Origin of the sequence: Labrys sp. WJW (assembly GCF_001676615.1) — a bacterium.
GTDB classification, from domain to species: Bacteria; Pseudomonadota; Alphaproteobacteria; order Rhizobiales; family Labraceae; genus Labrys; species Labrys sedimenti.
The window spans coordinates 58,789-71,440 of the sequence record NZ_LYXZ01000061.1; the positions used below are offsets into that span (position 1 = coordinate 58,789).

Sequence of the window (12,652 nt, forward strand, 5' to 3'; positions counted from 1 at the left end):
ACGACATGGCCGATCTCAGCACCAACTTCCTGGGCATCAAGTCTCCCAATCCGTTCTGGCTGGCCTCCGCGCCGCCCACCGACAAGGAATACAATGTCGTCCGCGCCTTCCAGGCGGGCTGGGGCGGCGTAGTCTGGAAGACACTCGGCGAGCAGGGCCCGCCGGTCGTCAACGTCAATGGCCCGCGCTACGGCGCCTGGCACAGCCAGGATCGCCGGGTCATGGGCTTCAACAATATCGAGCTGATCACCGATCGCCCTCTCGAGGTCAATCTGCGCGAGATCAAGCAGGTCAAGCGCGACTGGAAGGACCGGGCGCTGATCGTCTCCCTGATGGTGCCTTGCGAAGAGAATGCCTGGAAGTCGATCCTGCCCTTCGTCGAGGACACCGAGGCTGATGGCATCGAGCTGAATTTCGGCTGCCCGCACGGCATGTCCGAACGCGGCATGGGCTCGGCCGTCGGGCAGGTGCCCGAATATGTCGAGATGGTCGCGCGCTGGTGCAAGCAATATACCCGCATGCCGGTGATCGTGAAGCTGACGCCCAACATCACCGACGTGCGCAAGCCGGCCGAAGCGGCCAAGCGCGGCGGCGCCGACGCGGTATCGCTGATCAACACCATCAACTCCATCGTCTCGGTCGACATCGACAATATGCGCCCCTGGCCGAACACCGACGGCTTCGGCACCCATGGCGGCTATTGCGGTCCGGCCGTGAAGCCGATCGCCCTCAGCATGGTCTCGGAGATCGCAAGGGCAGAGGCGACCCGCGGGCTTCCCATTTCTGGGATCGGCGGCGTCGAGACCTGGCGTGACGCCGTGGAATATATGGCGCTCGGCTGCGGCACCGTGCAGGTCTGTACGGCCGCCATGGTCTATGGCTTCAAGGTAGTGCAGGAGATGATCTCCGGCCTGTCCGACTGGATGGACGAGAAGGGCTATACTTCCGTCGACCAGTTCGTCGGCAAGGCCATCCCCCAGGTGACCGACTGGCAGCATCTCAACCTCGAATATGTGGTCAAGGCCCATATCGACCAGGATGCCTGCATCAAATGCGGCCGCTGCCACATCGCCTGCGAGGACACCTCCCACCAGGCCATCACCAACATGGTGGCCGGCGAGCGCAAGTTCGAGGTGATCGAGGAAGAGTGCGTGGGCTGCAATCTGTGCGCCGTGGTCTGCCCGATCGAGGATTGCATCACGCTCGAGCCGGTGACTTCCGGGGTGGACAAGCGCACCGGCCGGCCGGTGGGCGGACAGCGCACCTGGAAGGAGCATCCCAACAATCCGGCCGTGCATGCCAAGGCGGCTGCGGAATAGGTCGAGAGGACGGGTATCCCGGCTGCATGTTGGGATCCCCGTTCCGGTTCCCGGCAGTCGCGGCCTGTCCCGGGGCGGACAACACGGTTGTGGCGATGGTCCATGGTGCCGAAATCTGGATGCACTTGACGAGTCGATGACCTAGAAAGGCCCCTCGAATGCTCGGAGAAGCGTTCAGGCAGGAGCCCCACCATGATCAAGATGAGTGTCTACTATCGGGCCGACGGCGGCTCGAAGTTCGATCACGACTACTACCGCACCCGCCACATGCCACTGATCCAGGAACGGCTCGGCGATGCCTGCCTGCGCTACGAGATCGATAGGGGCCTTGTGGGTCCCGAACCCGGAAGCGCGCCGGAATTCGTCGCGGCGTGCCATGTCTACTCGCCAACCCTGGCGGTATTCCAGGAGGCGCTCGGTCCCCACCGCGCGGAGATCGTCGCTGATGTCGCCAACTATACGGACATCACGCCCATCGTGCAGATCAGCGAAATCGTTGAAGCGTAGGAGGCTTCGGCGCGTCAGGCGTCGTCGTTGAACTTTCCGGGATCGGCGTTGTGCTGGCGCACGGATCTATGGTGGCCTCGCCAGGCCAGGCACCTGAAGCAGGGTGTGCCGATCCCCGGACCGGCATCCCTGGAAAATGTGACATTGGCTGGTGGAGGACGCCGATCTGGAGGTCGGCGCAACGATCCTGTATCTATCCCGTTGGGTCGACATGGGCGAGATGCCCGTCAATTCGGGCAATCCGCGTGAAGCTAGCCAATCTCTGCCGCCATGTCGAAACCGCCGGTCTCTCGCTGCGGGGTGCCTTCCATGTCCGGCCCGAAGATGGCATGCCCGCTATCGGCGGCTGTCCCGTGGCGACCCTCGTCTTGCTGGGCTGGGCGGATGGCCGGCAATGGCCGCATTTTGCTGTCGCGCCGGAGGCTGCCGATGGCCTGCCCCACCCGCTCGACCGGTGGTCGAAGCGGGTTGTCGATGCCATGGCGGGCGAGTTCGGCGCGCTGGCGCTCTATCCCTTCGGCGGGCCGCCCTATTGGCCATTCCAGCGCTGGGCGCAACGGGGGGATACCGTCTTCGCCTCGCCGCTCGGCATCTATGTTCACCCCGCACACGGCTTATGGCACAGCTATCGCGGCGCACTCGCCTTCGCCGAAAGGCTCGATCTGCCGCCGCGCCTGGAAATGGCCCATCCCTGCCGCACTTGCGCGGCCCAGCCCTGCCTTGGCACTTGCCCGGTCGGTGCCTTCACGCCGGCGGGCTATGATGTCGAGCGCTGCGTCCAACATGTGCGCTCGGCCGAGGGAAGCGCCTGCCGGCAGGGCGGGTGCCTTGCCCGCCGGGCTTGCCCGGTCGCGCCTGACAAAGCCTATGGTCCGGAGGAGGCCGGCTTCTACATGAAGGCTTTCCTGGCCGCGCATTGAAAATGGGCGGGTCTGCAGACCCGCCCATCTCACTTGCCGTTGCCTGGCGCCAGATCCCGCAGCTTGGCGAGATCGTTCATCAGGCCGCCGACACCGTTGTGCACCGTCAGGCGCTCGACCTTGCCGGCGATCGCCTCCAGGGCTTCCAGCTCCTTGAGCCGCAGCATCACCGGATTCTCCGCCATCACCTTGGCCGTGTTGAGCAGCGAACGGGTGGCGTTCGTCTCCTCGCGGCGACGGATGACATTGGCCTCGGCCTGCTTCTCGACGGCCACGACCTGGTTGAGAATCTCGCGCATCTCGCCCGGCAGGATCACATCCTTCAGGGCGATCTCGCCGACCTCGATGCCGATGGCGGCCATGTCGACGCGCACCTTCTCGGCAGCCTCGGCGTCGACAACGGTCTTGCGCTCCAGGAGCTGGTCGAGTGTCAAGGTGCCGAGCGCCTTGCGGAAGGCATATTGCAGGGCGCGGTAGAAGGCATCCTCGCAATCCTTGACGGCGGTGACCGCCTTCACGGGGTCGGCGACGCGGAACTCGGCCGCGATGTTGACGCGGATGGTCACCCGGTCGCGCGTCAGCACTTCCTGGCCGTTGACGTCGAGCGAACGCTGGCGCACGTCGATCGCCTTGACCTGAACCGGCTTGCCGATGTTCCAGAAGCCGTGCACGCCCGGCGGCAGGGTGCGGATGAAGGCGCCATCGACATAGAGCAGGCCGACCTGGCCGTCCTGCACGGCGTGCAGCAGCACGAGGTCGGCCTTGCGGGCCTGTACCAGGCGCGGGATCAGGCCCGGCTCGACGGCAAGATCGGCCGGCGGCTCGATCGGCGTGAAGGCCCAGGGCCCGGCCGCGTTCCACACGGTGAGCTTGCGATCGGGGCCGAGCACTGCGTGGACGACACCATCTCGCTCGACGAGCGCGACCGTGCCCGGCGCGGTGCGCAAACGCCGCAGATGCTGCTCGGCGACGGCCGGAAGCTTGTCGAACAAGGCCTTCTCGAGAGGGGAGCTGAACGATCCGGCTTCGATGTCGTGGCGCAGGACCTCGATCTCGTCGCCCCGGCCGGCAAGCATGTGCTCGCCCGGCCCCAGAATGGCGCGCACCTCGCCCTTGCCTAGCACGATGGCGCGCTCGGTTTCCTTCACCACGACGCGCTGGCGCCGCAAAATCAGGTCGAGAAAAGTCATGTCGTCTCCTTTCGGCGAGCTCAGCTCATCTGCCGATTGTCCTTTCGTGATTGAGGATTGGCCCCGGCAAAGATCCGGGAACCGGTGACGTTTGCCCATGGCGGGCGGGCGGCAGCGGGGCGCAAGGCCGGGCGGCGAGCGCGGAGCCCGAAGGCTTCGTCGCCGGTCGCCGGGCGTCTTGCCCTTATCCGCAGGCCAGGCCGCGGGCGAACGGCTTCGGGTACTCCGGCCGAAGCGGCACCCCGTGGGGGCGGCCTCTGCGGAGGACCGTCGGCATGCCAGTTCCCGGACCGTCAAGGGTGAAGCGTTTTTCAGGCGCTTGGAGAAGGAGTCGAACCTTCGACACGTAGATTATGAGTCTACTGCTCTACCCACTGAGCTATCCGAGGGTGAGTTGGCAGGAATCGAACCCGCGACCTCCGGCTGTGTGGCCGGTGCTCTACCACTGAGCTACATCCCAATCCGGTCCCGAAACGATCTCCGTACGCAGGGCGGCAGAGCCGCCTGCGCGGGCGGAGGTTTCGAGCTCCGGCCGCTGACATCGTTCCGGCTGGTTGACCGGGGCGCGGCTTATAGCCGCATCCCCATGGCCATGCAAGAGGGATTTCGGAAATATTTTATTTGAGCTTGGGTTTGGTGACGGGAAACTCGCGCCAATACTCGGCACTCCCCCGGCGCAGCACCTTGTCTTCCGGCAGGATCTCGAAGGGGGAGAGCGTCGACTTCTCTCGGAGGTTGCCGAACAGGGCAGGTCCGTCCAAGCCCTCGAGCAGGTCGAAGAGCTGCTCGAAGCGGTCGATCACGAAATAGCTCGCCTGGAAGTCGTCGATGTAATAGCCGGTGCGCATCACCCGCTCGAAATCGAAGGCGAGATGGTGGGCGGAAGCATCTTCCACGGCGTATTTCGCTTCGCCGAAGGAAGAGACGATGCCCGCGCCATAAATGCGGATGCCTTCGGGCTTGCGGATGAGGCCGAATTCGATGGTGTACCAGTTGAGGCGGGCGAGGAATTTCACGCCCTTGTTGTCGATGGCCTCGAGGCCGAGCCGGCCATATTCGTTCATATAGTCGGCATAGGCGGGGTTGGTGAGCAGCGGCACATGGCCGAAGACATCGTGGAAGATGTCGGGCTCTTCGAGATAATCGAGTTGCGCGCGCGTCCGGATGAAGGTGCCGGCCGGAAAGCGCCGGCTCGCCAGCATCTCGAAGAAGGGGCGGGAGGCGATGAGGCCGGGCACGGCCACGACCTCCCAGCCGGTGGCCCGTCGTAGCCTCTCGTTCATGCGTTCGAAATTCGGTATGCCCGTCTCGTCGATACCCAGTGTCGCGAGGCCATCCAGATATTCCTGCGCGACATGGCCCTTCAGGGCCGAGAGCTGGCGCTGGAACAGGATCGACCAGGTCTCGTGGTCTTCCTTGGTGTAGTGATCCCAATTCTGCGGGATGATGCATTGCTCGATGGTTTGAGCACTCAGTACCGCGTGTCCCATCATGTCCTCCCAAAAGCGTTTTGTGATCTCTTGGAATCACCAAGAATCGCAAAGACGCGTCGGAACGAGGAGTTAGAGCAAACGCGCCTGAACGTGCTTTGCTCTAGGGGGGTGACCCCTCCATCCATATGGGGTGATGATAGCATGCCTGCCAGGGCAAAAGGCGATTTCTCCGGGTTGTATTTCGTCTCTAACGCCTTGTTTTGGCAGATTTTATTAGGACGGAAGCCGGTTGGCCTTTCTGAAAATTACCCTCGTGATTGCCGCGGTCGCATCAAGGCGACGGCGCCAATGATGTCAGGTAAACACAGTGATTCTCGAGACCGGCGAGAGCTTGCGGCGTGAGTGCGGCCGGTTCGCCCGGCTTGCCGATCGCACCGAAACCGATAGGAGGCGCGAAGACGTCGAGCCGAGCCTGGCCGTCGCCACGTGGTACCGGCCGGAAGTGGCGGCCGAAATCGCCGCATGCCGCGGCCATCACGGCGCCGGCGGCCAATTCGGGCGCCGGTCGACTCGCCGCATAGGCCTCGTCGAGATAGAGGCAGGTATCGAACAGCAGGGCCGGGGAACCGCGCTCGACCAGAAGGTAGCGGCAGGGATTCTGGTCGATGTTGCGCAAGGCCTCGCCGGCTTCTTGCATCATAGGGCCGAGATCCGTTTTCAACTGGCGCCATTCTTCCCGATTGCGCTGTTGAAGGGCCTTGCTGTCGCCCCGCTGGGCGGCCTGGAAGCCTTCCATGAAGCTGCGCGGGAAGGCCTTGGCAAAGGCGCCGACGCCGGCCGCGAATTCCCTGGCGATCCAGCGAGCCTGTCGCCATCGCCGCCTGAGCAGTTTCATCGGCTCTCCTGCTCTTAGCGCTCCGCCAGCACTCCGCGCAGGATGGTCTCGGTCAATGTCTTCAGCGTTTCAGCATAGAAGGCATCGTCGGTGAGGTCCTTGCCGGTGAGAACGCCGATCTGGATGGCGAAATCGGCATAATGCTGGGTGGTCGCCCAGATCATGAAGAGGAGATGATAGGGCTCGATGGGGCGCAGCTTACCCTCGGCGATCCAGCCTTCGATGATCACCGATTTCTGCCGGACCGTGTTGGTGAGGTCCGTCGCCAGCACCTTCTTGAGATGCGGTGCCCCTTGCATGATCTCCATGGCGAAGAGACGGGAGGATTCCGGATAGAGCCGCGAGCATTTGAGCTTGTGCTCGATATAGGACGTCAGGGCCGCGACCGGTCCGCGCGTGGCATCGAGCTGCTTGAGCGGCGTGACCCAGACCTCCAGCGTGCGCGTGAGTACCGCCTCGTAGAGGGCATCCTTGGTGCGGAAATAATAGAGGAGATTGGTCTTCGACATGCCGGCGGCTTCGGCGACCTGGTCGATACGGGTGCCGCGCAGGCCGTGTTTCGAGAAGGCCGAAAGGGCGCTGTCGAGGATCTTGTCGATATTGGCCAGGCCGAGCTTGGTCTTGTTGCGTTGCCGGCCGGCCTCTCCCCCCTCTGCCATGAGCGCTTCCTGTTTCGTTGTTCCCATTCCTTCATGGCTCAGAAGCTTGGCGGTGTGCAAGCCGATATCAACTCGCAGGGCGTGTCACCGACATTGCGGAAGCGGTGAGGCTCGCGGCTGTCGAAATAATATGCATCCCCGGGGCCAAGCACAGCCACATCCTCGCCCACGGTGACTTCGAGCTGGCCGCGAATGATGATGCCGCATTCCTCGCCTTGGTGGTGCAGCAGCACTTTGCCGGAATCGGCGCCAGGCTGGTAACGTTCGGAGATCATCTGCAGGGCGCGCCCGCGCAGATCCGAACCGACCTGACGGTAGGAGACGCGGCCCCGGCCGATCTCCATCATCTCGTCCGAGCGGTAGAATACCTTGCGGCCGGGATTGGCGTCGAGGGCGAAGAATTCCGCCAGGCCGATCGGCAGGGCGTCGAGCACCCGCTTCAGGGCGCCGACCGAAGGGTTCACCGCATTCGATTCCATCAGCGAGATGGTGGCGTTGGAGATGCCGGCGCGCTTGGCAAGCTGGCGCTGCGACAATCCGCGCGCCTCGCGTACCCGCCGCAGCAGCGAACCCAAATCGACGTTCTGCATGGTGGCGCCCTCTCCACTGCCCTGTTTAGAGCGTTAAATATCATGAACGCTGCCGGCAATTCCACTTTGCATTCAAGGGAGTTGATTTTGGGAACCTAACGCTTGTTGTTGATCGTTCGTTCCGGAATAAAAACTGCGGTAGAAACTGTGGCTTAAATAGGAATGATGCTGCCACAACAAAGAGTTGGCATAATTTTCAAATTCAAGGCAAAGCTATTGCCAGCTTAACGAGCCGGGCCTCCCGCCAGCCTTCGGGACCCCGGCAGCTTCCGGAGAGAGCCCGATGAATGCCCCGATCCGCGTGACCAACAACCTCGAAGCGTTCTGGATGCCGTTTACGGCTAACAGACAGTTCAAGTCCAATCCGCGCATGTTCGTCGCGGCCAAGGACATGCACTACACCACGGCCGATGGCCGCCAGGTGCTCGACGGTACGGCGGGTCTGTGGTGCTGCAATGCCGGCCATGGCCGGCCCAAGATCACGGAGGCGATCCAGAAGCAGGCGGCTGAGCTCGATTACGCGCCGGCCTTCCAGATGGGCCATCCAGCCGCCTTCGAGCTCGCTTCGCGCCTGGTCCAGCTCACGCCCCAGGGCATCGATCATGTCTTCTTCGCCAATTCCGGTTCGGAAGCCGTCGACAGCGCGCTCAAGATCGCACTCGCTTATCACCGCGCTCGCGGCGAAGGTCAGCGCTTCCGCCTGATCGGCCGCGAGCGCGGCTATCATGGCGTCGGCTTCGGCGGCATTTCGGTGGGCGGCATCGTCTCCAACCGCAAGATGTTCGGCACGCTGCTCACCGGTGTCGACCATATCCGCCACACCCACGATCTCAGCCGCAACGCCTTCTCCCGCGGCCTGCCCGAGCATGGCGCCGAATATGCCGAGGATCTGGAAAGGGTGATCGCCTTGCATGATCCCTCCACCATCGCGGCGGTGATCATCGAGCCGATCGCCGGCTCCACCGGCGTACTGCTGCCGCCCAAGGGCTATCTCGAGCGCATCCGCGCCATCTGCGACAAGCACGGCATCCTCTTGATCTTCGACGAGGTCATCACCGGTTTCGGCCGTCTCGGCGCTCCCTTCGCGGCCGATTATTTCGGCGTGACCCCTGATATGATGACGGTGGCCAAGGGCATCACCTCCGGCGTGGTCCCGATGGGCGCGGTATTCGCCAAGAAGGAGATCTACGATGCCTTCATGACCGGGCCGGAGCATCTGATCGAGCTCTTCCACGGCTACACCTATTCGGCCAACCCGGTGGCCTGTGCTGCCGCGCTCGGCACGCTCGACACCTATGCCGAGGAAGGCCTGCTCACCCGTGCCGCCGATCTCGCCTCCTACTGGGAAGACGCGGTGCATTCGCTCAAGGGCCTGCCTCATGTCATCGACATCCGCAATCTCGGCCTGATCGGTGCGGTCGAACTCGAACCGATCGCCGGCCAGCCGACCAAGCGGGCCTTCTCCGCCTTCCTGAAGGCCTATGAGAAGGGCCTCCTGATCCGTACCACCGGCGACATCATCGCCTTGTCGCCGCCGCTGATCATTTCCAAGGCGCAGATCGACGAACTGATCACCACGCTCGGCGACGTCTTGAAGACGCTGGATTGATATGCGTCATCCCGTGCGCGATGCAGCATCCAATGCTGCGTCGCAGACACGGGACTGCCTTCCGAAAAGAGCACACCGTCACACGGTCCCGGATCTGCACTGCGTCACTGCGTGCCGCAATGCGTCCGGGATGACCCATTTTTACAGAGGAAACCCCATGGCCCGCATCGACAACCTGATCGGCGGCAAGCAGACCGCCACCACCAGCGGACGCTTCGCGTCCGTGTTCAATCCCGCCACCGGCGAGCAGAGCGGCGAGCTCGGCCTGTCCTCGACCGCGGATGTCGATGCCGCCGTCCAGGTTGCGAAGAAGGCTTTCCCGGCCTGGTCGACCACGGCGCCGCTCAAGCGCGCCCGCTACATGTTCAAGTTCAAGGAATTGCTGGAGGCCAATGCCGACAAGATCGCCCAGGCGATCTCGGCCGAGCACGGCAAGACTCATTCCGACGCGCTTGGCGAAGTGCAGCGCGGTATCGAGGTCGTGGAATTCGCCTGCGGCATTCCGCATCTTTTGGCCGGCGAGTTCAGCCGCAATGTCGGCCCCGCCATCGACACCCACAATGACCGCCAGCCCCTCGGCGTCGTCGCCGGCATCACCCCGTTCAACTTCCCGGCCATGGTGCCGCTGTGGATGTATCCGGTGGCGATCGCGGCCGGCAATACCTTCATCCTCAAGCCCTCCGAGCGCGATCCCTCCGCCGCGCTGCTGGTGGCGCAGCTCCTCCTGGACACCGGCCTGCCGGAAGGCGTGCTCAACGTCGTCAACGGCGACAAGGAAGCGGTCGACGCGCTGCTGCACCATCCCGACGTCAAGGCCATCTCTTTCGTCGGCTCGACCCCGATCGCCCAGTACATCTATGCGACGGCTGCCGCCAACGGCAAGCGCTGCCAGGCTCTCGGCGGCGCCAAGAACCACATGGTGGTGATGCCGGATGCCGACATGGACCAGGCCGCCGACGCGCTGGTCTCGGCCGCCTATGGCTCGGCCGGCGAGCGCTGCATGGCCATCTCGGTGGCCGTGCCGATCGGTGATGCGACCGCCGACACGCTGGTCGAGCATCTCTTGCCGCGCATCAACAAGCTCAAGGTCGGCCCCGCCGCCGATCCGCAGGCCGAGATGGGGCCTGTCGTCACCAAGCAGCACCAGCAGAAGGTGCTCGGCTACATCGATGCCGGCGTGAAGGAAGGCGCCAAGCTGGTGGTCGACGGTCGCGGCCTCAAGCTCCAGGGCTATGAAAACGGCTATTTCGTCGGCGCTACTCTGTTCGATCACGTCACCGAAGAGATGTCGATTTACAAGGAGGAAATCTTCGGGCCGGTGCTCTCCATGGTGCGGGCCCGCGACTACGCCCATGCCACCAAGATGATCAACGACCACGAATATGGCAACGGTACCGCCATCTTCACCCGCGACGGCGATGCGGCGCGCGCCTTCGCCGATAGCATCGAGGTCGGCATGGTCGGCGTCAACGTGCCGCTGCCCGTGCCGGTGGCCTACCACTCCTTCGGCGGCTGGAAGCGCTCGCTGTTCGGTGATCACTCGATCTACGGCATGGAGGGCGTACGCTTCTACACCCGCTTGAAGACCGTGACCGCCCGCTGGCCGACCGGCATCCGCTCCGGCGTGAACCTCAACTTCCCCTCGACGAACTGAGGGGAGGCATATTCCCGGGTGCGCGGGCATCCTGCCCGCTCTTCCCATCCGCAAATATTGCGTTTGGGGTTTAGGAAGATGCGGGCAGGATGCCCGCGCACCCGGGGAAATTACCCCCGGTTGAACTGCGCCGGGCGCTTCTCCACGAAGGCAGCCATGCCTTCCTTCTGGTCCTCGGTCGAGAACAGGGCCTGGAAGACGCGGCGCTCGAAGGTGAGGCCACTGGCGAGCGGCAGCTCATAGGCCTGGTTGATCGCTTCCTTCATCACCATGCTGGCCGTCAGCGACATGTTTGCGATGGCATCGGCCGTTTTCACGGCCTCCTCGACGAGATCGGCGGCAGGAACGATACGTGAGGCAAGGCCGCAGCGCTCGGCCTCGGCCGCATCCATCATGCGGCCGGTGAGGCACAGTTCCATCGCCTTGGACTTGCCGATCGAGCGTACCAGCCGCTGGCTGCCGCCCATGCCGGGGATCACCCCGAGCTTGATCTCGGGTTGGCCGAATTTGGCGGTATCGGCGGCCAGGATGAAGTCGCACATCAAAGCGAGCTCGCAGCCCCCGCCCAAAGCATAGCCGGCTACGGCAGCGATCTTCGGCTTGCGGGAGGCGGCAAAATGGTTCCACTCCGAGAACCAGTCGCTGCTGTGCATGTCGACGAAACTCTGGGCCTGCATTTCCTTGATGTCGGCGCCGGCGGCGAAGGCCTTGGCGGAGCCGGTGATCACCAGGCAGCCGATGCCGGGATCGGCGTCCGCAGCCCGTGTCGCCGCCAGGAGTTCGCCGGCCAGCTTGCGGTTGAGGGCGTTGAGGGCCTCGGGGCGATTGAGCGTAATCAGCAATACGCGTCCGCGCTGTTCGGTGATGATGGTCTCATAAGTCATGTCTGGTCCTCAATGCTTGCCGCGCAGCAGCCGGATGATGGCGGAGAAATCCTCGGTACCGTGGCCGAGGCCGTCGAACAGGGAATAGAGCTGGGCCGCCTCGGCGCCAAGCGGTGTGTTCGCGCCCACCGAATTGGCTGCGGCCTGGGCGAGCTTGAGATCCTTGAGCATCAGCGCGGCGGCAAAGCCCGGCTTGTAGTCGTTGTTGGCCGGCGAAGCCGGCACCGGCCCGGGCACCGGACAATAGGTGGTGAGGGACCAGCATTGGCCCGAGGAGGTCGAAGCGACGTCGTAGAGCGCCTGTTGCGACAGGCCGAGCTTTTCGCCGAGCGCGAAGGCTTCGCAAACGCCGATCATCGAAACGCCGAGGATCATGTTGTTGCAGATCTTGGCGGCCTGGCCGGCGCCGGCAGCGCCGCAATGCACCACGCGCTTGCCCATCACGGCGAGCAGTGGCTCGGCCCGTGCGAAGGCCTCGTCCGCGCCGCCGACCATGAAGGTCAGCGTGCCGGCCTTGGCGCCGCCCACCCCTCCGGAGACGGGGGCGTCGACGGCAGCGAGCTTGCGTCCGGCGGCGATCTCATGAGCCTTGCGGGCGCTGTCGACATCGATGGTGGAACTGTCGATCAGCAACGCACCGTCCGGCACGAGGCCTGATAGTTCCGACCACACCTTCAGCACATGAGCGCCGGCCGGCAGCATGGTGACCACGGCGTCCGCATCCTTGACCGCATCGGCGGGGGAGGCGGCGATGGTGACACCGTCGCCGCGCGCGCTGTCGAGCGAGGCCTGCGAAAGATCGAAGCCGCGCACCGCGTGCCCGGCCTTGACCAGATTGGCGGCCATCGGTCCGCCCATATTGCCAAGGCCAATGAAACCTATCTTGCTGATGGCCATTGGGAACTCCTTCTCGATAGAGCGATTATAAGGGTTTCCGGGTGCACGGACGTCTCGTCCGCATCTCCTCGCCCAAGAACTCGGCGTTTCCAGGA

12 protein-coding genes and 2 tRNA genes are annotated in these 12,652 nt (G+C 64.0%); 5 read left to right on the plus strand and 9 right to left on the minus strand.

From position 1 onward, the window contains the following. Nucleotides 1-5 precede the first annotated feature (5 nt). The 3 genes from preA to BA190_RS30045 all read left to right on the plus strand — a co-directional run bounded on the left by preA (nt 6) and on the right by BA190_RS30045 (nt 2,746). Nucleotides 6-1,319, plus strand: a complete 1,314-nt coding sequence (gene preA, locus BA190_RS30035; RefSeq protein ID WP_068296873.1) for an NAD-dependent dihydropyrimidine dehydrogenase subunit PreA — start codon at nt 6-8, stop codon at nt 1,317-1,319. A gap of 192 nt (nt 1,320-1,511) precedes the next feature. Further along, nucleotides 1,512-1,826, plus strand: a complete 315-nt coding sequence (locus tag BA190_RS30040; RefSeq protein ID WP_068296876.1) for an EthD family reductase — start codon at nt 1,512-1,514, stop codon at nt 1,824-1,826. Nucleotides 1,827-2,071: 245 nt separating this feature from the next. Continuing rightward, nucleotides 2,072-2,746 (plus strand): 4Fe-4S dicluster domain-containing protein, encoded by a 675-nt coding sequence (locus tag BA190_RS30045; protein ID WP_068296879.1) that lies wholly within the window; start codon nt 2,072-2,074, stop codon nt 2,744-2,746. 29 nt (nt 2,747-2,775) lie between these two features. Here the strand turns inward: BA190_RS30045 and BA190_RS30050 are convergent, their stop codons facing one another. The 7 genes from BA190_RS30050 to BA190_RS30080 form a co-directional block, all read right to left on the minus strand. Then, a complete protein-coding gene (locus BA190_RS30050; RefSeq protein ID WP_068296882.1) occupies nt 2,776-3,936 on the minus strand; it encodes a slipin family protein in 1,161 nt (386 codons plus the stop codon). 319 nt (nt 3,937-4,255) lie between these two features. Further along, nucleotides 4,256-4,322, minus strand: a tRNA-Met gene (locus BA190_RS30055). 3 nt (nt 4,323-4,325) lie between these two features. Continuing rightward, a tRNA-Cys gene (locus tag BA190_RS30060) sits at nt 4,326-4,396 on the minus strand. 157 nt (nt 4,397-4,553) lie between these two features. Continuing rightward, a complete protein-coding gene (gene phhA, locus BA190_RS30065) occupies nt 4,554-5,429 on the minus strand; it encodes a phenylalanine 4-monooxygenase (protein WP_068296885.1) in 876 nt (291 codons plus the stop codon). 271 nt (nt 5,430-5,700) lie between these two features. Continuing rightward, entirely contained in the window at nt 5,701-6,264 is a 564-nt protein-coding gene (locus BA190_RS30070; RefSeq protein WP_068296887.1) for a hypothetical protein, read from the minus strand. A gap of 14 nt (nt 6,265-6,278) precedes the next feature. Continuing rightward, nucleotides 6,279-6,923: an HTH-type transcriptional regulator RutR gene (gene rutR, locus BA190_RS30075; protein ID WP_068296890.1), complete on the minus strand. Its 645-nt coding sequence runs from the start codon at nt 6,921-6,923 to the stop codon at nt 6,279-6,281. A gap of 38 nt (nt 6,924-6,961) precedes the next feature. Beyond that, nucleotides 6,962-7,513: a cupin domain-containing protein gene (locus BA190_RS30080; protein WP_068296893.1), complete on the minus strand. Its 552-nt coding sequence runs from the start codon at nt 7,511-7,513 to the stop codon at nt 6,962-6,964. Between the two features lie 283 nt (nt 7,514-7,796). Here BA190_RS30080 and BA190_RS30085 point away from each other — a divergent pair, with 283 nt between their 5' ends. Together BA190_RS30085 and BA190_RS30090 are read left to right on the plus strand one after the other, a co-directional pair. After that, complete coding sequence (locus BA190_RS30085) at nt 7,797-9,122, plus strand: aspartate aminotransferase family protein (protein WP_068296898.1); 1,326 nt, start codon at nt 7,797-7,799, stop codon at nt 9,120-9,122. Between the two features lie 157 nt (nt 9,123-9,279). Continuing rightward, a complete protein-coding gene (locus BA190_RS30090; RefSeq protein WP_068296900.1) occupies nt 9,280-10,776 on the plus strand; it encodes a CoA-acylating methylmalonate-semialdehyde dehydrogenase in 1,497 nt (498 codons plus the stop codon). A 110-nt stretch (nt 10,777-10,886) separates the two neighbouring features. Here the strand turns inward: BA190_RS30090 and BA190_RS30095 are convergent, their stop codons facing one another. Together BA190_RS30095 and mmsB are read right to left on the minus strand one after the other, a co-directional pair. Beyond that, nucleotides 10,887-11,660 (minus strand): enoyl-CoA hydratase, encoded by a 774-nt coding sequence (locus BA190_RS30095; RefSeq protein ID WP_068296902.1) that lies wholly within the window; start codon nt 11,658-11,660, stop codon nt 10,887-10,889. A gap of 9 nt (nt 11,661-11,669) precedes the next feature. Continuing rightward, nucleotides 11,670-12,551, minus strand: a complete 882-nt coding sequence (gene mmsB / locus BA190_RS30100) for a 3-hydroxyisobutyrate dehydrogenase (protein ID WP_202908545.1) — start codon at nt 12,549-12,551, stop codon at nt 11,670-11,672. Between the last annotated feature and the right edge of the window lie 101 nt (nt 12,552-12,652).

Bases quoted from the DNA above. Each gene is read 5' to 3' on its own strand.
- preA (WP_068296873.1), top strand. From the start codon at position 6: ATGGCCGATCTCAGCACCAACTTCCTGGGCATCAAGTCTCCCAATCCG.
- BA190_RS30040 (WP_068296876.1), top strand. From the start codon at position 1,512: ATGATCAAGATGAGTGTCTACTATCGGGCCGACGGCGGCTCGAAGTTC.
- BA190_RS30050 (WP_068296882.1), bottom strand. From the start codon at position 3,936: ATGACTTTTCTCGACCTGATTTTGCGGCGCCAGCGCGTCGTGGTGAAG.
- phhA (WP_068296885.1), bottom strand. From the start codon at position 5,429: ATGATGGGACACGCGGTACTGAGTGCTCAAACCATCGAGCAATGCATC.
- BA190_RS30070 (WP_068296887.1), bottom strand. From the start codon at position 6,264: ATGAAACTGCTCAGGCGGCGATGGCGACAGGCTCGCTGGATCGCCAGG.
- rutR (WP_068296890.1), bottom strand. From the start codon at position 6,923: ATGGCAGAGGGGGGAGAGGCCGGCCGGCAACGCAACAAGACCAAGCTC.
- BA190_RS30080 (WP_068296893.1), bottom strand. From the start codon at position 7,513: ATGCAGAACGTCGATTTGGGTTCGCTGCTGCGGCGGGTACGCGAGGCG.
- BA190_RS30085 (WP_068296898.1), top strand. From the start codon at position 7,797: ATGAATGCCCCGATCCGCGTGACCAACAACCTCGAAGCGTTCTGGATG.
- BA190_RS30090 (WP_068296900.1), top strand. From the start codon at position 9,280: ATGGCCCGCATCGACAACCTGATCGGCGGCAAGCAGACCGCCACCACC.
- BA190_RS30095 (WP_068296902.1), bottom strand. From the start codon at position 11,660: ATGACTTATGAGACCATCATCACCGAACAGCGCGGACGCGTATTGCTG.